At 35.6% G+C, this 23929-nt stretch carries 26 protein-coding genes and 1 pseudogene; 22 read left to right on the forward strand and 5 right to left on the reverse strand.

Annotated features, from left to right (window positions below):
- Nucleotides 1–431: 431 nt before the first annotated feature.
- Both B0A64_RS13125 and B0A64_RS13130 read left to right on the forward strand, forming a co-directional pair.
- Entirely contained in the window at nucleotides 432–1229 is a 798-nt protein-coding gene (locus B0A64_RS13125; RefSeq protein ID WP_089479980.1) for a serine protease family protein, read from the forward strand.
- 35 nt (nucleotides 1230–1264) lie between these two features.
- Entirely contained in the window at nucleotides 1265–2086 is an 822-nt protein-coding gene (locus B0A64_RS13130; protein WP_089479981.1) for a DUF4238 domain-containing protein, read from the forward strand.
- A gap of 546 nt (nucleotides 2087–2632) precedes the next feature.
- Here the strand turns inward: B0A64_RS13130 and B0A64_RS13135 are convergent.
- Nucleotides 2633–3040: a helix-turn-helix domain-containing protein gene (locus tag B0A64_RS13135; protein ID WP_089479982.1), complete on the reverse strand. Its 408-nt coding sequence runs from the start codon at nucleotides 3038–3040 to the stop codon at nucleotides 2633–2635.
- Nucleotides 3041–3213: 173 nt separating this feature from the next.
- Here B0A64_RS13135 and B0A64_RS13140 point away from each other — a divergent pair, with 173 nt between their 5' ends.
- The 17 genes and pseudogenes from B0A64_RS13140 to B0A64_RS13220 all read left to right on the forward strand — a co-directional run bounded on the left by B0A64_RS13140 (nucleotide 3214) and on the right by B0A64_RS13220 (nucleotide 18213).
- Entirely contained in the window at nucleotides 3214–4848 is a 1635-nt protein-coding gene (locus B0A64_RS13140; protein ID WP_089479983.1) for a hypothetical protein, read from the forward strand.
- A gap of 11 nt (nucleotides 4849–4859) precedes the next feature.
- Nucleotides 4860–5696 carry a hypothetical protein gene (locus B0A64_RS13145; RefSeq protein ID WP_089479984.1) on the forward strand — a complete coding sequence of 279 codons (837 nt, stop codon included), beginning with the start codon at nucleotides 4860–4862 and terminating at the stop codon, nucleotides 5694–5696.
- On the forward strand, nucleotides 5683–6045 hold the full coding sequence (locus tag B0A64_RS13150; protein ID WP_089479985.1) for a hypothetical protein: 363 nt from the start codon (nucleotides 5683–5685) through the stop codon (nucleotides 6043–6045). The genes B0A64_RS13145 and B0A64_RS13150 overlap by 14 nt, the downstream gene beginning before the upstream one ends.
- A gap of 11 nt (nucleotides 6046–6056) precedes the next feature.
- Nucleotides 6057–6620 (forward strand): hypothetical protein, encoded by a 564-nt coding sequence (locus tag B0A64_RS13155; protein ID WP_089479986.1) that lies wholly within the window; start codon nucleotides 6057–6059, stop codon nucleotides 6618–6620.
- Nucleotides 6621–6672: 52 nt separating this feature from the next.
- A complete protein-coding gene (locus B0A64_RS13160; protein ID WP_089479987.1) occupies nucleotides 6673–7014 on the forward strand; it encodes a hypothetical protein in 342 nt (113 codons plus the stop codon).
- 641 nt (nucleotides 7015–7655) lie between these two features.
- A complete protein-coding gene (locus B0A64_RS13165) occupies nucleotides 7656–8066 on the forward strand; it encodes a DUF3408 domain-containing protein (RefSeq protein ID WP_089480029.1) in 411 nt (136 codons plus the stop codon).
- A gap of 414 nt (nucleotides 8067–8480) precedes the next feature.
- On the forward strand, nucleotides 8481–8960 hold the full coding sequence (locus tag B0A64_RS13170; protein ID WP_089479988.1) for a hypothetical protein: 480 nt from the start codon (nucleotides 8481–8483) through the stop codon (nucleotides 8958–8960).
- Between the two features lie 70 nt (nucleotides 8961–9030).
- Nucleotides 9031–9465 carry a conjugal transfer protein MobA gene (gene mobA, locus B0A64_RS13175; RefSeq protein WP_089479989.1) on the forward strand — a complete coding sequence of 145 codons (435 nt, stop codon included), beginning with the start codon at nucleotides 9031–9033 and terminating at the stop codon, nucleotides 9463–9465.
- A 1-nt stretch (nucleotide 9466) separates the two neighbouring features.
- Complete coding sequence (gene mobB, locus B0A64_RS13180) at nucleotides 9467–10762, forward strand: conjugal transfer protein MobB (protein WP_089479990.1); 1296 nt, start codon at nucleotides 9467–9469, stop codon at nucleotides 10760–10762.
- Between the two features lie 462 nt (nucleotides 10763–11224).
- A complete protein-coding gene (locus B0A64_RS13185) occupies nucleotides 11225–11788 on the forward strand; it encodes a hypothetical protein (RefSeq protein ID WP_089479991.1) in 564 nt (187 codons plus the stop codon).
- 4 nt (nucleotides 11789–11792) lie between these two features.
- A complete protein-coding gene (locus B0A64_RS13190) occupies nucleotides 11793–13463 on the forward strand; it encodes a hypothetical protein (protein WP_089479992.1) in 1671 nt (556 codons plus the stop codon).
- 170 nt (nucleotides 13464–13633) lie between these two features.
- Complete coding sequence (locus B0A64_RS13195; protein WP_089479993.1) at nucleotides 13634–14551, forward strand: tyrosine-type recombinase/integrase; 918 nt, start codon at nucleotides 13634–13636, stop codon at nucleotides 14549–14551.
- A 10-nt stretch (nucleotides 14552–14561) separates the two neighbouring features.
- On the forward strand, nucleotides 14562–15431 hold the full coding sequence (locus tag B0A64_RS13200) for a tyrosine-type recombinase/integrase (RefSeq protein ID WP_089479994.1): 870 nt from the start codon (nucleotides 14562–14564) through the stop codon (nucleotides 15429–15431).
- Nucleotides 15432–15557: 126 nt separating this feature from the next.
- Nucleotides 15558–16022 (forward strand): hypothetical protein, encoded by a 465-nt coding sequence (locus B0A64_RS13205; protein ID WP_089479995.1) that lies wholly within the window; start codon nucleotides 15558–15560, stop codon nucleotides 16020–16022.
- Entirely contained in the window at nucleotides 16019–16549 is a 531-nt protein-coding gene (locus tag B0A64_RS13210; RefSeq protein ID WP_089479996.1) for a hypothetical protein, read from the forward strand. Before B0A64_RS13205 ends, B0A64_RS13210 begins: the two co-directional genes overlap by 4 nt.
- A 200-nt stretch (nucleotides 16550–16749) precedes the next feature.
- A pseudogene (locus tag B0A64_RS25755) lies at nucleotides 16750–17628 on the forward strand (RHS repeat-associated core domain-containing protein); the annotation flags it as partial.
- Nucleotides 17629–17664: 36 nt separating this feature from the next.
- Nucleotides 17665–18213 carry a hypothetical protein gene (locus B0A64_RS13220; RefSeq protein ID WP_165769809.1) on the forward strand — a complete coding sequence of 183 codons (549 nt, stop codon included), beginning with the start codon at nucleotides 17665–17667 and terminating at the stop codon, nucleotides 18211–18213.
- 70 nt (nucleotides 18214–18283) lie between these two features.
- Here the strand turns inward: B0A64_RS13220 and B0A64_RS13225 are convergent, their stop codons facing one another.
- The 4 genes from B0A64_RS13225 to B0A64_RS13240 form a co-directional block, all read right to left on the reverse strand.
- Nucleotides 18284–19549 carry a relaxase/mobilization nuclease domain-containing protein gene (locus B0A64_RS13225; protein ID WP_089479999.1) on the reverse strand — a complete coding sequence of 422 codons (1266 nt, stop codon included), beginning with the start codon at nucleotides 19547–19549 and terminating at the stop codon, nucleotides 18284–18286.
- Nucleotides 19534–19926 (reverse strand): plasmid mobilization protein, encoded by a 393-nt coding sequence (locus B0A64_RS13230; protein WP_165769810.1) that lies wholly within the window; start codon nucleotides 19924–19926, stop codon nucleotides 19534–19536. The genes B0A64_RS13225 and B0A64_RS13230 overlap by 16 nt, the downstream gene beginning before the upstream one ends.
- A gap of 657 nt (nucleotides 19927–20583) precedes the next feature.
- Complete coding sequence (locus tag B0A64_RS13235; protein ID WP_089480001.1) at nucleotides 20584–20829, reverse strand: hypothetical protein; 246 nt, start codon at nucleotides 20827–20829, stop codon at nucleotides 20584–20586.
- Nucleotides 20830–20929: 100 nt separating this feature from the next.
- A complete protein-coding gene (locus B0A64_RS13240; protein ID WP_089480002.1) occupies nucleotides 20930–21349 on the reverse strand; it encodes a helix-turn-helix domain-containing protein in 420 nt (139 codons plus the stop codon).
- Nucleotides 21350–21521: 172 nt separating this feature from the next.
- Between B0A64_RS13240 and B0A64_RS13245 the strand changes: the two genes are divergently transcribed.
- The 3 genes from B0A64_RS13245 to B0A64_RS13255 are packed head-to-tail and all read left to right on the forward strand — an operon-like array spanning nucleotide 21522 to nucleotide 23092.
- A complete protein-coding gene (locus B0A64_RS13245) occupies nucleotides 21522–22379 on the forward strand; it encodes a hypothetical protein (RefSeq protein ID WP_089480003.1) in 858 nt (285 codons plus the stop codon).
- Between the two features lie 12 nt (nucleotides 22380–22391).
- On the forward strand, nucleotides 22392–22751 hold the full coding sequence (locus B0A64_RS13250) for a hypothetical protein (RefSeq protein WP_089480004.1): 360 nt from the start codon (nucleotides 22392–22394) through the stop codon (nucleotides 22749–22751).
- A 2-nt stretch (nucleotides 22752–22753) separates the two neighbouring features.
- Nucleotides 22754–23092: a hypothetical protein gene (locus B0A64_RS13255; protein ID WP_123875918.1), complete on the forward strand. Its 339-nt coding sequence runs from the start codon at nucleotides 22754–22756 to the stop codon at nucleotides 23090–23092.
- Nucleotides 23093–23929 lie beyond the last annotated feature (837 nt).

The following is a 23929-nucleotide window of genomic DNA, read 5'->3' on the forward strand; positions in this document are numbered from 1 at the left end:
CAATTAGAAAAACTATTGTTTAGTGCATTATTTTACATTATTAAAAATGAAAATCAACTTTATTTATGTAGTATTTAACTTATGAAAAATATTTTTTTTGAAGAAATTATTAAAAATATTTAGACCTCTTTAGAAAAACAAATATTATTAATATTTTTTTTTAAAACAACCTCTTGTTCTACTGAAGAGAACAAACGGAAATTTTTTAAAAAATGCACATACATCTACACTCGTTTTAAAAAATGAAAGTATTCCTAAGAAGGAAGATATTACTCCTATTTTTTCGAAGATGTTCATAAAACGAATTTAATAAAAAAACAATAAGATTATTTACTTAATGTAAAAAGAAGAAATTATTCGAAGAAAATATTGATACCTTAGCACAACCAGAATTGTAATCTTAGTTTTTAATTGGAATTTAATTTATAAAAATGAAAGAAATTTTCCCAAATCCATTGTCTTTTACTACTATTCCCATTTCAATGTATCTACATGAAACACAAAAAAAACTTGCTACTGGTACCGCTTTTATGTATGAATATTTAAATAAATTTTATCTAATCACAAATTGGCATAATGTTACTGGATTGAATCCAATTACTAAAAAAGCACTTGCGGCTCATGGAGGGATTCCAGACGTATTATCTTTTTCATTGCTTGTTGAAAATCAAACAGCCTGGGATAATTTCCAAATAGAGCTATATGAAAATAATGTTTCTAATTGGCTTATTCATCCAATTCATAGGGAAAATGTAGATGTAGTGGCAATTGAAATAGAAATACCTGAAAATTTTAAAGGTATTATCCATTCAATTAATAAAATAAAATATGATAATTTTAGTCTTAAAGTTGCAGATGATGTATTCGTCTTAGGTTATCCATATTCATTGAAAGGAAGTGGTATTTTTCCAATTTGGAAAAGAGGAAGTGTGGCAACAGAGCCGGATATAGATCAGGATAAATTACCAAAATTCTTTATTGATACAGCCAGTAAATCAGGAATGTCAGGTTCTCCCGTTGTTTTTAGAAGAACAGGAATACATACAGATGAGAGTGGAAAGTTAAATTCTAATACTATCATTGGAGAGATTCAGGGATTCATAGGGATTTATTCTGGAAGAATTACAGGTGAAACAGAACTAGATGCACAGTTAGGTATAGTATGGAAAAAAGAAGTTATTGAAGAAATAATTATTGGAAATATAAGAGACAATAAAAATTTTATTTGAGCTTGTCTTTTTAAAAATGTCAAAATAATAAATATATGGAACATACCAGAAATCAGCACTATGTGCCTCAGTTTTTATTAAAAAATTTTGCCAGTTCTAAAAAATCATTTATTTGGACATACGACAAGGTAGCAAAAGAGAATAATTGGAATTCAATAAAAGAACGACCAATTTCTAAAGTTGCTAGTGAGGATTTTTTTTATGACCAAATTGAAAATAATAAAGAATTTAGTTTTGAATATGAAATTGGAAAGGTTGAAAGAGAAGTTGCTCCTATACTTGAAAAAATAGTTCAACACAAAAATATTCTCATAATAACGGATATAGAAAGAGAAAGGTTGTCATATTTTATTGCGATCCAATTTATAAGAACGAAATGGAGACTTAATTTAATTAAAAGCCAATCCTTAGACTTCACTGAAAAAGTAGCAGAAGCTTTTGGGGTTGCCCAAGAGAAACTAGATCATAAATCTCTTTGGTTTTCGCTATTTGAATCGGCATCATTATTTTCGAAGGCAATTAAAAATAAGGTTTGGTTTTTAGGTGAAAGTGAAAAGTTGTTTTATTCTTCAGATAATCCTGTTGTTTTGCAAAATAGCGTTAATAGTAATGAATTTCGTGGTACTCTTGGACTAGATAGCTATGGTATTGAAATTTATCTACCAATATCGGATTCTTTATTGCTGTGTTGTTGCTGTGAAAAGTATTTGCAGAATAAACACGGAATACTAAATCTTGAAAAGTTACCTTACGAAAATATTTTAAATTTAAATTCACTACAATTTTTTCAGTCAGAAAGATTTATTTTTTCAAGTTCGAATGATTTTAAAATGATTGATGAATTTATTGATATTTAATTCAATTTGTAAATAATTAAAGCAATATCTGAAGCCAGCATAAGTGCCAAAAGAAGAAACTTAATATATCTAATATCATTAAAAAAAGTCATATACGGACTTAAATATTAATTTTTTAACTGTTCATACACTCGTTTTTTATTCTCACTGCCTCATTAACAAGTCGATCTCTTTCATCTTTATGAATTAGTCCAAACATAATACGATTATCTAATATCTGTATAACATTACTTGTTTGTTTCTCGAATTCATTTAAAGGATCTTCGGCTTCTTCAACTTTTTTTACTACACTTTTATCATATAAAAAATCTACTACTCAATACCACTAAATACATTTGTTACAACTCTAATAAAATCTTCTTCTGCTGTCATATATCACTAGTTTTAAGTTGAATAATATTGAAGGTAATAATATTTTTAAGAAATCAAAATATTTTTTTGTACACTATTTTAGGACAAAGCTTTTTATTAAAATATATAAATGTTTGAAAACAAAAAAGAGACTCGAAAGTCTCTTTTTGGAATTAATATGTCTTTTATAAAAGCCTATTTAGCTTTTAGTAATTTTTCCAAATATTCGACTTTATCTTTTTCAGCCTGAACCAAACGCTCGTAAAGTTTGATCTGCTGTTCGTGGGATTCGATTAATTTATCTAATGGATTAAAATGGCATACATTATTTGCAAAAGTATTATTGCCTGAATCGTTAAAAGTGTTAAAATAATTAAAGACACCTTCTTCTGAAAAATTCTTAATTGCTTCGAGGCTTACTCCCAAAGCCTTTGCTACTTCGATTAGTTTTTCTTCTTCAATTGTCTCGCTGTTTTCCATAATTGAAATCGCCTGCTGGTTTGTTCCCAAGGCCTGCGCCAGTGCTTCCTGCTTCATGTCTTTTAATTCACGAATACGACTGATTTTTCGTCCTATGTGATTTGGTTTTGTTACTGTACTCATAGCTCAAAGATAATAATTAAGAATAAAAAAGTAAGTTCTATGTATGATATAGAATTTTTACTGTACGGTATGATACAAATTGATACGGTACAGTACGACTAATCACTTACTTGCCTGTGTGTTAAACAAAAATACAATTTTTCACACAAGTATTAATTAAAAAAAGTAAAATTATGAGTGAAATTCAATTTCAACAGCAGAAAGAATTGGAGAATGCCGTTAGAGAGCTCCAATCATTTATGGACATTACAGCGGTCACCCTGCATGAGGCAGAGACCGCAGGTAAAAGAGGTTATATACTTACTATAATCTTAAAGGAAGATTCACAGCAGATTGCATCGGAAATGTATGAATGGGCAGAAAAGGTTTTAAAAAAATATCCATCTGTTCCTTATGTGATTATAAATCTATGGGATGTACTGCATCGTTTAAAACATGGGAGCTTATATTATTTAAAGTGGTATTTATCAAACGTAAGCCTGTTTAAAAACGAGGAGTTTGATTTTAAGATTAAAAAAGATATTCCCACTGTATCTGTTCTGCTTAAAAAAGCAATAAAGAAAAACAGCGGGCTTTTAGCCAAAGCAGAATCATTAAGAAGAGGTTCCCAGCATTATGAAGGAACAAATAACCATTATATGGCACTCTATACAATCCATCAGGCGGTCAACCTTCTTTTTGGTATAATCGGAGAACTGGTCATGGGAAAATCTCATTCGAATCATTATACACTAGAGCACTTAAATACGATAAAGGACTATGCACCTATTTTGAAGCAGGTGTTCAATACTGATCATGGTAAGGATAAAGAAATTACTGATTTGCTTGATAGAGCAAGGATTGAATTTCCTTATGGAGGCAAAACAAAAATTAAGAAAGACAGGGTTAAAGAAGCACAAAAGAAACTTTACCGCATTTTAAAAGAAACTAAGAAAATCTTTCAAGACCAGCTTTCTTACTGCGAGGAAAAATCCAGTTTTTTTATTGAGCCAAAACAGATTACAGACAATTTAAATGATGCAGTAATAGACTATGAGAAGATTGTCAGTGATACAGTTACTTCTTATCTTAAGACTGAGGCAGTTTATTGTTTTGGAACAGCGGAAAAAAGGGTCAAACACTTTTATCTATTAGTGTTTGTCAAAGAAAGTAAAGTAAATGCAGTGCATGATCTGGCTGATATTATTAAAAGCAGAAAAAAAGAGCAGTGCACGGCAACACTTTTGATTCATCATATTTCAGAGCTTAAGAGCGCAACAGGCGATCAGAAATATTTCTTTTTAAATGTTATAAAAAATGGAAAGGCTTTGTTTAAAAAAGAATCTGCTGTTCCGGAATTTGGAGATCTTCCAGTCCGCAGTATAACATCTGCAAAAGAATACCTGTGCTATAGAAATATTGTGGTGAACAATATGGAAAAATGGCAGGAAGATTATGAATGGGCATGTTATGCACCCCTTAAAGGTTTGATGCTCCATACTATGACAGAACAGATCTGTCTTGGGATGATCCGTTTGTTTATGGGGTATTCTCCAAATCATTTTTCCCTTTCTTATCTATTAGAAATCTGCGATCATTTTAACCCTGAAATAAGCAGTTACTTTCCGAGGGTTACAGAGCAGGACAGAAACTTGTTTACGATATTAAGCAGATCATATGCTTCGCTAAGATACAGCGGTGCAGATACTTTTTCTGAAGTGGATATGAATCTTTTGCAGGATCGATACAATGATTTTGCTGGTTTCTGCACATCTGTTGTAAAAGATGAATTAAGACGTACTGAGAACCTGATTTCGGCTGAACTTTAAACATACAGATCATGTACTATAATATTTTAACACAGAAAGACCATCCCAAATATCGCACAGTCAAGAAAACATTGAAACTCCTAGTAGAGTTTGTAGAAGCTGATTGTATTTACTTTTCGGATTCTGCTGTAGAATCAAAAATAGGGATTCTGACAGTTGTTGTGAGCAAAAAAAGCCCCCATTACTATGACGATGTTGTCTTCCATTTATGGAAAGTAATTGAAAACTACAATACTTTTTCATTCTGTTTTTTTGACAAGGAGTGTATAAAGAGAGAAGTCGGAAAAGGAAATTTATTTTTTCTTTTCAATTGTAAAGAAACAGATCTTGTGTATAGAAATACCGGAGGCAAACCTGTTCTGGATATAAAAAAAATAAATATGAAACGGCTTTTGAAAAAGACTTTTGCAAATTATCAAATGTGGATAGCAGAGGCCAATACTATTGGCAGAGATTTAAAGTACCACCGTGGAAACGAGAATCATTTAATGGCATTGTATGTTATAAATGAGCAGTTCCGATATTTTTTTATTAATGCCTCGTGGATTCTGACAGGTGAATGGGTGGCGGATGGAAACATTGCAGACCAGCAGGAGCGCATTGCGAAGTTTAATAATGTATTAGGAAACACTTTTGATTTAGATAACAAAGAAGAGAAAGAAGTTTTAAGAAAGCTTGATCTTGCCCGAAAAGCAGTCCAATGGGGAGAAGAAATCGAACCGCTAACTGCAGAAATTGTTGAGTCAGCATATACAAAAGTGAAGTGGCTGATGAATGAAGTAAAAACAATGTATCAGCAGTATGCTGAGCAAACCAAACAAATATTTAAAGAATATGGAAACCAATGAAAATAAAAAGGGGGATGATTTTATCAAAGAACTGAAAAGCAGTTTTTATTTTAAAACATTGACCCCGCAGAGAGAGAAAGAAGGTATTTATCATGCAGATATAAAATTTACGAGCTACATAAAACTCATTTATACAATACAGGATCTGCTCAAAATAGCACTTCACACACTGGAGAATTCAGATCTTGAGAATTCCAGCCAGATCGAAGATCCCGCTTTTCATCTTACGAGTATTTTGGAAATTGCAATACAGCTACTGCCGTGTAGTGAAGCCGAAGGGCTTGATAAACTGCATAAGCTCTATTTAGAGATTAATAGCGAAAATAAAAATGAACAAATGGATAACTAATTTTTTAAATCATGAAAAAGAAGAAAAAAAACTTTGAAACCAAGTTCTGGGCTGGTTTTGAGGCGGGAAATCCATTTGAAGCATCTGATGCCCTTTTTGATTTTGCGCATCTTGACTACTATAAGCGAAATTTAACACAGGCAGTACTGTACAGCTTTAAGGAAGAAATCTGCAGTAATGATAAATCAAGCGGGATTTTTATATTCTATAAAGCAATATGCTCATTTTTGAAAACATACTACTGCCTGCATAAAAAAAGCAGTAAATGGAGAGTGAAAGAGTCAGTCCGCTCCGAAGATGTATTTCATCTCACTTCACTGACAAAGCAGGAATATGACAATCCTTTCACAGTATTTCGAAAGGCATTTGCAGAGAAAAGCCTTAAGGAGTTTGAATTTTTCCTTTCTGAAATAGTGAGTCTTTCATTGTCTCCATACAAAGAAGAGGGGGATATTGACCTTACGACTCCGTACATCCATTTAATAAAAATGCTTGATGCGGGAGAGCTTATGCGTGAAAGAGGCCTTGAAAAAATAAAAAAAGTTAATGAATCTAAAGAGAATTCCGAATGCTGAAATTACTGCATAAATGCAGATATGCTCGATTTAACTCATAAAATATATAGATATGAAAAAAAATAAAATCAAATTAAATAATCTGGTTGAAAATCCTGAGCGTTATTTTATAATGCTCAAACCTGCATCAAAAATGCGGAACGATATACACAATCTCGAAATAAATGTGCAGGGATATTCCGACCTGTTCTGCCTGATAATGGATCTGCTAAAAGCTGGAATGCTTGCTTTAGAAGGAATTGAAGGAAGCGGTGAAAATGTTAAAGATCCTGAAAGATATGTTGGAAGTCTGCTCAGGGTGATAGAAATGCTGATCCCACTGGAAGAAGGAGATTTACTGGATTTGCTTTATATAAAACATCTAAATGAGAAAAATAAAAGTGGCTCCCAGTAACTTTTTTCCAATTGTAACTATAATAAAAACGGCGACTTCGGAGACGTTTTCCAGCCCCGCAGGGCAAGTTGTTTTGAGATGCTGAATTCATTTCAAGCATCTCAAAACACAACTTGCTATTTTCTCTCGAAAATATTTTTACAGATGGATTTTAATTAAAAGGGCTTGTTGCCCTTTTTTTTATTGTAATGGTATTAAGTAATTTCTTTTAGAAAAAAAGCTGAAGTTCCCATTTCGAATTTCGATACGAGTATTGGAGTAATAGCTTTTTACAAGCAGGCCAATGAAGGCCAAATAATGCCTTCGAGCGCCACATTCTTAGAGTCTGGCCATATTTCCTGTTATTTGTCCCAGCAGATAATAAATCAGGTAAACAGAGAAACGTACAAACGGTGATACGTGGCTCCCAATGCCTGAAAAGACAAATGACGGTACGTACAACAACAAAGGCATCATTTACAACCGTACAGCACCGGACACAATTAGTTGTACAGCAGATAAGACAGACGGACAGCTGTGTTCATTTTTATGCAGTCGAACCTCCTTTAACCGTACAGGAGCTACGGATAAAAACAGGTGCAGTTATACGCTACGATTTAAAAGCAAAACGAAAATTGACAATAAATAAAACAATAAAAACGATGAACAGCGACAATGAAAAAAAAGTGATACCTAATATCGATGAAGGAAAAATGATGGATCTGATGGTGGATGGAGTGAGAAAAGAAGGGTTTAATGTCGATACGGAAACACCTGCTGAACAGCCAGAAAAGGAAAAGCCGACAGCAAAAGAGCAGAGCCGGGCAAAAAGGAATAATCAGGCTGACTATGAAAGTATATTTTTCAGGGAAGTAAAAACTACTGCACGCCACGGCAAATCAGTTTATATCGATCCCGACCACCACAAAAAGCTCACCCGTATCGTTCAGGTTATCGGAGAGGACAACATTACCATCTATGCCTATCTCAGCAATCTGCTGGAACATCATTTCCATGAGTTCGAACAGCAGATAACGGCAAGCTTCAATGAAAAGAACAAACCCATTTTTTAAGTTTTTAGGTAAAAAATACTTTTTTATAAACCTTTAATCTTTGCAGATTTATAAACCTCACTCAACTGAGCCTGTACAGAAACCAAGAAAAAAAATATTTTTCCAAAGAAAACAGAAAAAGGGAAAAAAGAAAAAGAAAGCAGTTTTACAGGACGGGATGCAGACAGGCCAAAAGGAAACGGAATAAGTCCCGAAGGGTGGCTTGGGAGTACGCGAGCAAGACATTATGCCGTAAGCTTTTGGACAGGCTGATCCAGCCCGTCCTATCTTAGTTTTCTTTTTATTATTTCTTTGGGATAAAATAAAAATCCATCCCGTCCAAAACCGGACATGTCCCGCCAAACAAAGCCACAGAGTGCCAAAAAGCAGAGCCTGAACCTATAAGAATTACCTTTTGGCTTAAAATCAAAGACCATGAAAAAAGACAAGCAAAAGGATAAGGTGGAGAAAAAGAAAAAAAAGCCGTTCACACCGCCAAAACCGGAAGAAGAAAAGAAGAAGAAAAACAAAAAAAAGGTCATCAGACAGAGCAATCCGTTTATCAGGATAGACAGGGGCGGAAATTTTTTAACCAATTTCTTTTCCAATTTTTTCAGACAGCTTAGAAACCCGACAAAAACAGGTATCAGCGGGCTGTTAGGAAAATTTCTGGTAATCAAAATTGACCCAAAGGAAAAGAACCCTGCACAACAGCCTGCAAAGCCTGCGGATATTATGGGACCGGTGAAAACGGTTTTACGTAACCTAAACTATAGCGGGGACAATAATCTAAGCCCGGCTGAAAAAGAGTCACTCAGACAGCGTACCAACCAGCCCTTGAAAATTGATTTTAAGACAGGGCAGAATGAACAGCAACAAGAAAATATGCCCAAGAAAAAAGGCTTAGGCATGTAGGGGTAATACCCAGAGCAGACCAAGAAAAGGCATGGAATAAAATCCCCAGACCAATAATAAACTAAATCCAGTGAAAAGCAATACACCCAGAGCGTATAAAGGAGGCAGGCATCCCAAAGCAGATCCCGCCGTGCACCGCTATTCGATCAGTCTTACCGCCGAGGAAAACGCCCGTTTTCTAACCCTTTATGAGCAGTCCGGCATGAATGTTATGGCGCACTTTATCACGGCGTGCATTTTCCAAAAGGGCATCAAAACGATAAAGGTTGACAAGACTGCAATGGAATATTATGTGCGCCTGACTTCTTTATTCGGGCAGTTCAGGGCTGTGGGGGTAAATTACAATCAGGTTGTAAAAATGCTCAATAGTAATTTTTCCGAAAAGAAAGCCCTGGCATATCTGTACAAGCTGGAAAAACAGACAGCAGAACTTGTTTTGCTGTCACAAAAGATAATACAGCTTACGGGGGAATTTGAAGCAAAGCACCTGAAAGAAAACCCATGAGATGATAGCGAAAATAGCAAGAGGCGCAAGCTTGTATGGTGCACTGGCCTACAATTACCAAAAGGTTGAAAAACAGAATGCCCATATTCTGTTTACACAGAAGATTATCGAAGCTGCTGACGGAAGCTATTCCATGGAGCAGTTATCCCGTTCTTTTGACCTGCATCTGCTGGCCAACCGAAAGACGGAAAAACCGATACTACATATCTCACTAAACCCTGACCCGAAAGATACCGTAAGCGATGCTGATTTTGAGAATATGGCACAGGAGTACATGAAGGAAATGGGTTACGCAGATCAGCCTTTTGCAGTATTCAAACACACTGATATTGACCGCACGCATATCCATATCGTATCGGTCTGCGTGGACGGGGACGGCAGGAAGATATCAGACAAATTTGAAAAAAGGCGTTCGATGGCTGTCTGCCGGACACTCGAAAAAGAATACGGACTGATCTCTGCGGTTGAAAAAAAAGAAAACTCACAGAGCCCTGTATTCAAACCCATAAATTACAAAGAAGGCGATATAAAAAGCCAGATGGCTTCGGTTATCCGCCACCTGCCCAAATACTACCAGTTCCAAACTTTCGGGGCGTATAATGCGCTTCTTTCCCTTTTCAAAATTACGGCAGAAGAAATCAAGGGCGAATACAACGGAATCCCAAAACAGGGACTGGTATATTTTGCGCTCAATGACAAGGGAGAAAAAGCCAGCAATCCCTTCAAGGCTTCGCTGTTTGGAAAAAATGCCGGATTAGTACAACTTGAGTCCCATTATGGGCAAAGCAGGATAAAACTAAAAGACAGTCCGGCTAAGGGATCAGTTAAAGCCACGATCGAATCTGCGATGCAGGGTACTTCAAACGAATCTAAATTTAAGAAAAAGCTTTTAGAACAGGGCATCAATGTCGTGGTACGCAGAAATGACACTGGACGTATTTACGGCATTACTTTTATTGACCACGAATCCCGCTGTGTTTACAACGGATCAGAGCTTGGCAAAAACCTTTCGGCCAATGCATTCAATGAATGGTGGAATAACGGCAATAAAGCAGACCTGTCCAAAAAAGAAAACACTGTTTCACAGGAAATTGCCCCTGCAGGAAACCAGATCAGCGAGCCGTACAGCCAGTCCGACTTTTCAGGGAAAGAAAATATGCCCGAAAACGGGCAGGAAAACAATATTATTGAAGCGTTTGGAAGCTTACTGCCTGAAAATCAAGGGGAAGATTTTCAGGAAACAGCATTTGCCAATCAGATGAAACGCAAGGATAAGCGCAGGAAACCAAAGCTTTAAGTCTCTTTCTAAGCATGTGTTATTTACATCAAATGTATGAAACACGATTTTCAATGTACCGTATATAAAAAATTGATAGGATACATTATTGGGATTTTTTTAATTGCCTGCTATTAAAAATACAATTCCCCGGTTATGTACCAAACCATCTCCTTAATTTATCGCATCAGGTGTCCGCCCTGCGATTTTCCGCAATTATGAAAGCTGGATTAAGTTTAACTCATTTAGCCGATACCTATCTGCAAGATCGCTGGGTCACCCCAGCCCCGAAAAAGCAAATTGTACTGAGCACGTAACGCCATCGAAAGACAAATAGTGCCAGCCCTTACCAATACTGCAATAACTTCAAAACTGCATTTTATATTTGCCGGCAGACTTCTATACCTTCTAAGATATAAAGCAGTACCGCCAAAGGCTTGGGCGTGCCTTACCGCCTAAAATAATGGAAAACCTTTACTATTTATGGAAAGTTTAGAAACACTGTTCCGGTCTTTTGAAACAGGCATCAGAAGTGCGAAGGCTTTAAAGCCCAAGGAGTACCTTAAAAGCATCGGACTGGAATATTCAGATCTTCGGATCGGCTTTAATTCAGGACAGTTCCACCACCGAAAAACCTTGAAAACAAAAGAAGGGTTTGAAGAGCTGGGCGTAATTACCAAGAGTGATGCAGGAGTGCGGGATGATTCGCTGACCGCCTATACCGTCTTTGGACGCTACGGGCTTATATTCCCCTTACTGGACAGAGAGAATGCCATTGTAAATTATTTTGCACTGCGTTTTGATCTGGACAGCCCAAAGGAAGAATATTTAAATCAGAAAGGAATTTATCCTGCATATCCTCATCCGCTTACTAAAAAACTGTATCTCGCGCCGACTGTCATTGACTGCGCCAGTCTAATACAAAGCAGGATACTGGATCAAAGGGAAGCGGTCATTGCCCTGCATGACGGGGAACTGCTGGAACAGCATTTGGAAGTTATCAGGTCATTATATGAATTGGAAGAAATAATAATCTTTAAGCGGTGAGAAAATGGAAAAGATCAGATTACAAATGCAGGAGATCAGACCCGACGTTCCACTATCGATAGTGGAACTTCCCGAGGGGCACAGTCTGAATGACATGTGGGTCAATTATGGAAGTGAAGGAATATCGAATCTTTTAAAAAGTGCAAAAACAGAAAAGACAGGAAGTGCCCTGCAGATCGTAAACGGCTACAAGATCAGCTATACAGGCATCGCAGGAGTATTTTATGTCGTGGGCAACCTGCCAATGGATTTGGGAAACCTCAGGGTATCATTACAGATTGTGGCACATACTACCCAGAAGAAACACAGGCTCAAAGTTGACCTCTTCGATTTTGGAAGCGTGCAGAGCCAGTGCGGGGAACTCTCAGAAAAACAGGGCTTTGACTTTCAGGAGCTCGAAACAGATTTTTTACAGCTCACCGATTTATTGGAACAGCACCGTGAAGCACTTTTTGATGCGGAAATAAATCCCGTTACGGATCGCTACTCTGAAAAAGAACTTACACCACAGGCACATGAGAAAGCGGTCGAGTTTCTTTCAAAACCAAACCTGCTGGAAAACATAAACAAGCTCTTGGAACAGAACGGGATTGTCGGGGAAGAACAAAACAGGATGGTACTTTTCGTGCTCGCTTCAAGCTACAAAATGCCGTATCTGATGCATGCCATCGTGCAGGGATCAAGCGGGGAAGGAAAAAGCCATCTGATCAACGGGATTGCGCAGTGCATGCCTCAGGAAGATGTGATGAACATGACCCGTATTACCAGTAAATCCTTATACCATTACAGAGATAAGGAACTGATCAATAAACTAATTGTGATTCAGGATTTTGACGGACTCGACGAAGAGGCGCAGTATGCCTTTCGTGAAATGCAGTCAGCCAAGTTCCTGACCAGCTCCACGGTGGTCAAAGATATTTTCGGAAACAACAGGGGAAGAATCAAACAGGTACAGGCACACTTTGCCAGTATGACGACCACAACCAAAGCCGAGGTATATTATGATAACATGAGCCGTTCTGTAATCTTGGGCGTAGATGAAAGCCAGGCGCAGACGATGCGAATCATAGCGATTCAAAACAAAAAAATCGCAGGAAAAGCAAACAATGAAAACGAGGTTCAGGCGACACAGCTTCTCAGAAACGCCATGCGGGTACTGAAATCCTATGAAGTAATTAATCCCTTTGCGGACAAACTTACGCTTCCACTTGAAGCCAAGATGCTCAGAAGATTAAACAGCCAGTTTCAAAATTTTGTTTCACAGATTACGATCCTGCACCAGTACCAGAGAAAAACGGACAATAAAGGCAGGCTGATCGCCACCAAGGAAGACGTTAAATCTGCCGTTGATATTTTCTTTACTTCCATCATTATCAAGGTGGATGAACTTGACAAAAGCACAAGACAGTTCTTTGAGAACCTCAAAGGCTATGTAAAGAGCCAGCAGAACGGCACAACGCACCGTTTTACCAATAGGGAAATACGCCAAAAACTCAACATCAGCAAGACCTCTTCATTCCGGTACATGCAGTTGTTGCAGGAACTGGAATACATTCAGGCAATTGAAGGCTCTGTAAACAGGGGTTTTAAATATGTGATAAGCTACTGGGACAATATGGAAAAACTAAAAAGCAAAATCAGGAAAGAACTGAATGCCCAATTGGAGCAGTTTTAAAACGCAAAAACCATAAAAAACGCAAAAAAAACGCAAAAATGGAACACCCCGGAACGCCAGCGGAACACGCAAGCCCCAGTGTTTACTGAGCATACGATACTGGTGTTCCGTGTTCCACGGAGTGCGCAAGCGACGGGTTTAAAATAGATTAATTTAAGAACATTAAAAAGATGAAAAACAGGATAGAAAATAAAGAATTTCGAAGGCTCTTGGATGCCTTTGACAGTTTTATAAAGGTCAGGAATTATAAGACCGGCAAAAGCAGGATGTACCAGAATACCCTGATAGAATTTCTGGTCTGGCTGGAAGAATCGGGAATCAGCAGGATTCAGGAGCTGACTTCCAAAGAATCAATCAAATACTTTGAGTATTTAATTGCACGGCCAAAGCTCAGGGGAGAAGGAACGCTGTCGCAGAAAAGCATCAAATTTCATCTTTTTGTGCAGGGACTGTTCCTTTTGAACCTCATGGAAAACAAGGAAATTGAAAACGGCTATTACATTCCCTCTTATGAGGGAGGAACACAAGAGTCAAGAAATACGCTCAGTGTTGAAGAAATAAAAACGGTGTACAAGCATGCCGAGAATGAACTCGAACGTGCCCTGCTCTCCGTAGCTTATGGATGCGGACTCAGGCGTTCTGAAATCAGTGCGCTGGATTTAAAGGATGTAAAGCTGGCTACCGGAATGGTTGTGGTCAGGAGCGGGAAAAACAGCAAAAGGCGTGAAGTTCCCATGAGCGACACGGTTATGGGGTACTTGAAAAAATACATACAGGAAGAGCGCAGTCAGAGGCTGGCGGGGAAAAGCCAGATAGAAGAAGCCTTTTTCATTAATTCCAAAGGCAGGCGAAGCACAGGGGAAAATCTGAATGATATCCTAAAGAAAATGATCGAGCAGACTAAAAATTTTGAACTGATAAAAAAAGATATTACGCTCCACTGCCTCAGGCACAGCATTGCCAATCATCTGGCGGAGAATAATGCAGGGATTGATTTTATAAGAAGGTTTCTGGGGCATTCCGATATCAATACAACCTATATCTACGCTCTTAAAAACAAGAAACGAAAACCGATTGTAACCTTTTAAGTAATCAGCGATGACAAAACAGACACTGGAGCAGTTCCTGCTCCAAAATTACAGCCCGCAGACGGTATCAAGCTATCTGTTTGCGATCAATCACTTTTTAAAATTGAATCCGAAAGCCAAGAGGTACAAATACGGGAATATCGTCAAGTATATGGACGAAATAAGCACAAGGCAGTCCAACAGCAAATATCGTGTTGTCATTTTATCGGCAATCAAAAAATATTATGATTATCTGGTCATGAGCGGTTACAGAAATGACCATCCATGCAAACGCCTGAATATTAAAGTAAACAGCAATCAGGCGATACAGGTGCAGGATTTGTTCAGCAGTCCAGAACTGCAACTGCTCTTGGAACGTGAGAACCGTTACAGGCATTTGGATATCAGAAACAAGGTATTGCTATCCCTTCTGATCTATCAGGGATTGACAAGCGATGAAATTATAAGGCTTACTGTAAAAGATATTGATCTGGATAATGGGACGGTTTATATCAAAGCTTCGAAAAATCTCAATAAACGGACAATGAACCTAGTACCAAGGCAGATGATTTTGTTTTTCAATTACCTGCAGGAAACCCGATTGGAAATGCTTCGCTGTAAAACCGAAAAACTAATTATTACAAAGCTTGGCAAGCCTATAGGAGTGGACAGCATTCATGCGATGATTACCCCTTTAAAAGGATTATTTCCGGATCGGAAACTCAATCCGCAGACCATTAGAATGAGCGTGATCTGCAACTGGCTCAATGAAAAAAATATTTCACTGGAAAAGGCGCAGGAGCTGGCGGGGCATAAATGGCCGGGGACAACGGAAAAATACATCAAAGTGAATTGCTCCCATCAGAGGGAATTGATTAACCGCTATTTTCCAAGTTTATGATAGTTATTTTTGGGATGAAAAAGTTTTAATATCGTAGGATTTACTAAGCTAAAAAGAAGTATTAAATAATTTATAAAAAACAAATAATTTACAAATTTGTAAATTATTTGTTTGTATTTTTACATTATGGAAATAACCCATGTGAAGAGTTCGCAAAAGAAAGATGTTGTTATAGAGTTAGTCTCAGAAGAAGACTATCTTTTTATAACAGAGGATGATTACCATTTTGATTGGGAATTAGAAAAAAAGAATGTCGTTTACAAATTGAAGATTCCGGATGATGATGAAATTTTAGGATTAATGTCCCTTAAGGATATTCCAAGTGAAAGCAGGGTTGAGATAATATTGTTGGCATCGTCTGTTATAAATACAGGAAAGAATAAGATTTATGATGGGATAGCAGGAAATTTAATAGCCTTTGCATGTCGTGAATCAGTTAGGTTGTACGCTGATAATGCTTTTGTTTCTCTGCATCCGAAAACGGAGTTAAAAAGTTACTATATGGCACAATATGGGTTTCAAAATGCCGGAATACAAATCTATCTTGAAAGTACCCCAATGTTTAATTTAATGAATAAATATCAGATATGAAAACTAAAAACATATACGAAAAGTACAGCCTTGAAGAAGTAGCGGATTCGATTGTATTTAAGAATCCTCTATCTGAAAAGGAAGAAAAAGAATCCTCTGCAGAACTAGCGGAAGTTAGAAGAAAAAATAGAGAGAGCCTGACTGAAAATCAAAAATTATATGCTAAAGTTCTGCAATTGCGCTTCTTGATGGAGGATTATGCTAAGTCAGGAGAATATGATAAGAATAGATCATTTGCATCTTTTCTTAAAACTTATATTAAATTTAGCTATAAGGTACAGAAAAAATTTGCTGAGGATATCAATTTAAAACAAACGGAATTAAGTTTAATTTTAAATGAGCATCGCTTGCCCAATGAAAAAACTATTGTACGTTTAGAGATACATTCAGATAATGTAATTCCGGCGTTAAGCTGGTACAGGGTAGTTGAAAAACAAAGAGAATATGAGCTTGAACAAGATATTAAATTTAAACAGGAACAGAAGAAATTCGTGAAAAATCATCTTGAATTTGGAAATGCAGTTTAAATTATGCTTCATAAACACGTTAGCCCCCATTTTAAATGGGGGCTTTTTTTATAGCTATAAGTGAAAATTTATTAGGAAAATAGTTGAACTAAATCTACTTTCGTATTGTAGAAAAATGTAACCGGACGTTCTTTATATGGAGATTTTTTGCAAGGGGCTGTTTTATATAAAAAAGGTTTACAGAATCCTATAAGTATAAGTATAATGGAAAAGAGCTTCAAGACGAGAGTATTGGGGGCTTTGCGTTAAATTTATATGACTACGGCGCAAGGAATTATGATCCTGCACTTGGTCGTTGGATGAATATTGATCCTTTGTCTGAAACATCCAGACGATTTAGCCCTTATGCATACGCACTTAATAATCCAGTCTTTTTTATTGATCCTGATGGAATGCAAGCAGTTTATAATTGGGAAGGTAAAAATAAAGGGCAATACACTGATAATGGGAAAGTTGTTGATTTTAATACAGCTATTGCTGGATACAGTGATTCTACAATACAAATATATTCGAGTGAGCCATCTGGAGGTAGTGATGATCCCCCTGCAACTGTAAATGGATTTCATAGAAGATGGGATAAAAGAACGGCTGAAGAACAGAAGCTAACATCTACTGCAAATTCATTAATTAGTGAATTAACGGATGATGCTATAAGGTTTTTTGGGCATGGAAATACTGATCATTTCACTTATAGAGGAAGTAAGAAAGATGGTCGTTGGATAATGGCAAGTGATCTTGATGGTTTCCTAGATTGTACAACCATTAATAAAAAGTGGGCTGATATGAAAAAGAATGGAGGAACATTTATATCTTATGCTTGTAATAATGGTGTGCGAAATGGAATTCTTGAGACTGCTTCAGGAAATGATGCTTTGTCTAAAGTTATTTTTGTAGGTGCAACGAGATATGTTTCACCCGATAGTGATACTAGTACTGGTAGGTTTTATGCCGGTACAAAGAGTCAAGGAGGACAATGGAATATTTATCGAGGTGGTGAATTAGTTGCAACTCGACCATGGAATTGGCAACCTACAGAAATAGATCCTGCTACACTAAATGATATTACTAAACCAAGATAAATATTTAAATAGAAAATTATGAAAAAAAAATTGTTCATGAGTATTATTTTAAGTTTAATAGTTCTCGCAACATTAATGAAATTCTACACGGATTATGTTTATAATTCAGCAATCAAGGATTATGAAAAAAAATATATTATTGAATATAATGACAAACATTTAGAAGAGTCTAAAAAAGAGGATAATTCCAATGCAATTATTAATAAAAAATTAATAAATAATCTTGATAAAAAGTTTTATGATAGTATAATGAAATCGGGAAAATCAGAAAATACTTTTATTTATTCAATTGTAGTTTCAAATAAATGGAATTTTTCAGAGGCTTCATACAATGTATTTATGACTTTAGCGCAATTAGATGATAAAAATGCTTCAACAAGTATTCCTGATCTAGATTTTTTGGATGATGAAACAAAAAAGCTAGCTTTAAAATTTCTGCAAAAAGCATCTGATGAAAATGATCCAAATGCAAAGTATACATTAGGAAAGTATTATTTAGAAGGAAAGTATTTTAAGAAAAACACTGTATTAGGGAATTCTCTTCTAAATGAAGCAAACAATATTAGTGGTGTTCGTCTAGATTAACAAGTGAATTGGATGTACTAACAAAAAATGGAAAAAAAGTTAAGGGTTTATTTTCATACCCTTAACTTTTTTAAATCCTTCTTTGGATTCTTCTTTTCTTCTTTTGTTTAAACTGTTTTGTTACATAATCAGAAGAATATTCAGCACGTGTAATTAGATCCAACAGCTTGACCAAATTTGGGATAGTAATTGTATTTTTTTGATATTGAAGGTCATCAATCAACAATTCTTTAGCTGGGAGTTTTTCATAAATCTGATTTCCTTTTTGTTCACCAGCAATCTTCATTCCGCATCGCTCTTCTATAGCTTTGGCGCTGTACTCTTTTCCCAGGCTATTGCCATTAAAAACGTTTTTTGTAGTATGGTCAATATAGGTAATACCATAAAGCTGACCTTCCGTACTTCGTCTAAAAACTGTATGGATTCCTTCTCTTTCCAATAGTTTTGCAAGTTTGCTTACAGGCATTGCCTGTTCTAGGAATAATACCATATTAATAGCATTTTTTACACGCAATTTGTCGGATAAGTTTCTGGTTTCATTAACCTTAAATTTTTCTTCTAAAAATTTCAAAGTCGGTTTATTATAAAAACTACTCGCTTTTATGGGAACACCAATTGGTTTGCCTTGTCCATCTAATATACGATATACCAATCCTTTTGCTGAAAATATTCTGGAATTCTCATTACCACGGTCAGCCAAAACATTGTATTGTTTTAGTACTGCATTTAGTTCTGCAATGCTTGAATACTTATAATGGTTCAGAACAGTGTTTAGAACATTAAATATAGCTTTCTTTGATTCAATCCTTCCATATTGAATCCTTCCCATAGAAATTGGTTCTAAAGTAAATGCTTCTTTCTTTTTTTGTCCTTCTGCTTTTACGAGTCCAAAGCGCTGTTCAATCTCCTTTCTTGCAGGTTCTGATTTTCTGATTCCTAAGTGATGCAGATCAATACGTTTGCCATCTTTTTGAATATTTATGGAAACCACGTGCAAATGTGCATGTCCTGCATCATGATGCTGGTATACTAAATAAGGCTGTTCTGCGAAACCTATTTTCTCCATATACATATCGGCAATGGCTATTAGTTTTTCTTTGGAATGTTTTTCCGATGGGTCAAAATTGAGCGAAATATGCACCGTATTGCACTTTACATTTTCGTTTAATTCCGCTCGTTTTATAAACCGATTGAGTTTCATGGTATCGCTCAATTTTTCAACATCGGAAGGATAGTTTCCTGCTGTGATACACTCGGCAACCCCAGCTTTGACTTTGTTTTCATTGTAGTAAAAAACACTGCGAATGGAATGGCTTGTTTTTATGATTGCAACCATTTGTCGGTAATTTTTGAGGTGTGGCTTTCAATCTGGTCTATTTTATTATTTATGATTCTTCTATCTATTTCAAAACTGATAATCCAGACTTTGAATTCTGGAATTTGTTGCAGGGTATGAAGTCTTTTTACTGCCTGATTTAAATTGTTTCCTACGGCATTTAATTCCTTACGCAGTATCACGGTTTCTTCTATAAAATCATCCAGTGACTGATTTCTGTAAGTGGTTGTAATAGACTTGTCCAATAGATGTTTGCGCAGATAGTCACTTAACTTTCTGCAAGTGCTGGCTTTGTATTTCTGCTCAATTTTTTTGTACTCTTCTGGTGTCAGTCGCAGTGCAATTCTGCGTGTTCTGTTTGAATTTTCTCTTTCCATCATCTTTCATTTTACTCATTAATTCAAATTGTTTTTACATGTATTGTTGAATTTGCTACGCTTCATTTGCAGGTTTTCAAACTCATAACTTTTAAGTCTCTCCCACCACCGAGTTCCGAGGTAATAGGTGGCAAGATAGTCGGTTGTCCAACAACCGTTCATCTTGCAGATTGCAGGAACGTGGCAATCTTTGAGACATTTAAAAGGCAAACACTAAATTAAAAAGATTATTTGAGATTAGAGTAACATGGACATATTTTGACCATGAAACTCAATTTGATTAATCGGCAGAGGGGCTATTTTTGTTTCAATAAATTGCTTTCGAAAAGAAAAAGGAAAAAAAGAAAGCAGTTAAAAAATGGAGAATCAGGAAAGGAAGTGCTATAAGTCCCGAAGGGGCAGGACGAGGAACGAGGGGTGCCATTATGCGCACTTCGTTTTTTTATTCTCCAATAACTTGGCTTGCTTTTTATTCTTTTGGAATAGTTTTTTAATCGTCTTTTGAGAGTATTCATTTCTTAAAATCAAAAAAAAAAATGAAAAGGAAATAAGTGTTTTTTTTAAGGACTCTTTTAGAATACGAAAAATCCGGAGTGTTTTTCAGATAGACTTTTTGCTGATATTTTGAAGATATGAATATAATCTGAAATTATCTCCTTAAAGTAAAGTAATTGTATCGGTTAAATTATTTACTGAGATATAATCTAAAACAAAATTCTCAGCTTCTTTTTTGTGGTCAATTGAAGTTGAAAAAGAGTTGAGATAAAAGTCTTCATTTTCATCTGCAATGTGAATGATTTCAGTGTAGCCTTTAGTAATTAAAGAACCTTTTAATTTTAATACTTTAAGCTCATTATCTCTGTCGATTTCTTTTTTCACTCTAAGCTTTATAGTTTTATTCATAGTATTAGTTTTTGGTAATTTAGTAGATCAAAAAATGTTCTAAAAACAAAAAAGAGACTGTTAAGTCTCTTTGTGGAATTAATGTATCTTTTATAGAAGCTTATTTAGCTTTTAGTAATTTTTCCAAATATTCGACTTTATCTTTTTCAGCTTGAACTAAACGTTCGTAAAGTTTTCTGTTTTCGTCAACGACTTCCATCATTTTATCTAACGGATTAAATGAGCAATTATTTGAATGTATCGCTCCATTACTATGACTAAAATCGTTATCGTATATATTATTAAAATAATTAATCACACCTTCATCAGAAAAGTTTTTAATAGCTTCTACGCTTACACCTAAAGCTTTTGCTACTTCTGCTAGTTTTTCTTCATCTAAAGTCTCACTATTTTCTATAATAGAAACAGCCTGCTGGTTTGTTCCCATAGCCTGCGCCAAAGCTTCTTGCTTCATGTCTTTTAGTTCACGAATACGGCTAATTTTTCGCCCTATGTGATTTGGTTTTGTTAATGTACTCATAGCTCAAAGATAATAATTATGAATAAAAAAGTATGCTTCATGTACCATACATGAAAAACAATGTACGGTACGGGTTAATTTGATACGGTACGCTACAAGTAATTACTTACTTGCTTGTGTATTAAACAAAAATACAATTTTTTACACAAGTATCAATTAAAAAATTAAAATTATGAATGCAATTGAATTTACACAGCAAGAAGGACTAAAGGAAGTAATTACAGCACATATTAAGACATCTGCTATTTATTGTCTTGGCAGGAATAAAACTACTTACAGTTCAAACAAAACACTTTCTCTGGATAAGGAAGAACAAAAAGAATACGTTCATTTATATCTCTTAGTTCTTGTAAAAGAAACCAAAGAAAATGCGACAAGTGATATATGTGATAAAATAAAAACAAAAACGCATGGTTCTATAACCGCTACAATTCTTATGCACCACGTGCGTAATCTTAGAAAATCTTGCGACGACCAGCAGTTTTTCTTTTGGCAGATCATGCAGAATTCAGAGCTTTTATTTCAGGATGTAGAAAAACCTGCCTATTTAACCATTTCCGAAATTCCAAAACGAAATTTAAAATCTGCATCAAATTATATAGCAAGTAGGAAGACTAATATTTCTACAATTTGGAACTGGGTTTACAATGATGACAGCTACTCTTCTGACGAAGTCAAAACGTCTTCTCTTCATCAAATAGTGGAACAGATCTGTTTGTCTTTGATTCGTGTTTTTATGGGCTACACACCCAATCACTTTGGATTAGAGCATCTATTTAATCTATGTGAATATTTTACTACTATAACTGCGGATTTTTTTCCCCGTAAAACTCAGGAAGATAAATCTATGTTTAAACTTCTTAAACAACAGCCGAGTACTTTGCGTTTTAGTAAGGCTAATGATGTTAGTTATTTATATTATGAGTTATTGGAAGAAAGATGCGGTAAGTTTAAAAATCAAGCAGAAATAGTAATAGAAAAGGAACTTAGTCGACAAGGTCAAATAGAAAATGAAAAAGATAGTAATTAATAACTAGAAATTATGGAAACTAATGAAAGCACGCCAATAGAAAACTTTATTGAAGAAATAGCAAAAGCCCGATTCTTTACAACGCTAACTCCTAATAAGAATAGCAAAGATAGATATAATGCACAGATAAGCTTTACTAATTATGTAGAGTTGCTTTTTACTGTAAGGGATTTGCTGAAAATTTCACTTCATAGCCTTTACAATAATGATCTTGAAAATTCCGGTTCTGTAGAAGATCCTAGTTTTCATGTCGTAAGTGTATTGGAAATTGCGGTTCAACTCCTACCGTGCAATGAAGCCGAAGCATTACATGAATGCCATAAGTTATTCTTGAAATTACAAGAGGAAAAATCAGCTAAAGATAAAGGATGATTATGGAAACGCCTGAAAAACACCTGCAAGAATTACAAGAATTAGGCAATATGAGCTTTACACTGTTAAAACAGGATAAACAAAAAAAGGATTTTACGGTATCTTTTCCTGTTTATGATTACTATCATTTAATGGGTATTATATCCAGTCTAATGAAACTTTGCGCAATTGCTGTTGAGAACGAAGCTACTTTTGATGACAACTCAAAAATAGATATCGCAGATATACTTAAAATTGCAATTGTGTTACTGCCTATTGATGAAGCAGAGTTTCTGGACAAAGCAAGGGAATTATTTTTGGATGAAAAAAGAAAAGATACTTCTGAAAAACATAGTATATAAATCACTTTTAGCTCCTGTTTTCATGGACATATTATGACTATCAAAATGATAAAAAAGCATATTATCTTTGTAAAAGTTGGAAACAAAACCCTCTATCAGTAGTGAATTTTGCTTATGATATTCAGTATTTTAGGTTCTGTCTTTGTAAAACAGGCATGAATAGATCTTGCAATTTGTTAGAAAATCAATTTTTAACTACTGCAAAAAGACCTGACTTCGGAAGGTATTTTCAGCCCCCGGCAGAGCAAGTGGTTTTGAGATGCTGAATTCATTTCAAGCATCTCAAAACACAACTTGCCGTGTTCTGGTGAACACTAGAATCCGCTCTTTCAGGCGGATTAAATTTGGCAGGAAAAAACAGCTTTAGGCTGTTTCATTTTTTACTGGATTTTGCAAAAGTCTGTTTACAGTAAAACCATTGAAAAAAATGCATTTACAGTGTAAAAGCTGAATTACAGGAGCATTGATGCTCCATGTAATGTTGAAACTATCGTTAAAAACGAACCACTACAATATTAAGTTCTTTTTATTTCAGGATTATAAAGGTTATCTGAGGGCGGACATGCAGGAATAAAAGGACGCACGCACGTATGTGAGAATAAAGGAAAGTATGCATGTAATCATGCAGGATCTCAGGAACGGAGATACACATGTACGTAAGCAAGCAGGAAAATATGTATGCAGGTACATAAGTATAAAACCAGAGATATCTACAGCTTGTTTATTTATACCAGCAAGAAACAATATTCCGCAAAACAGTTTTTCAAAAACGTTAAAGGATATTGCCAAACAATGCCTTTGAATGCCTAAAAGGGTCACTGTAACAGCATTCTGCTT

Origin of the sequence: Flavobacterium araucananum (assembly GCF_002222055.1) — a bacterium.
Lineage (GTDB): Bacteria > Bacteroidota > Bacteroidia > Flavobacteriales > Flavobacteriaceae > Flavobacterium > Flavobacterium araucananum.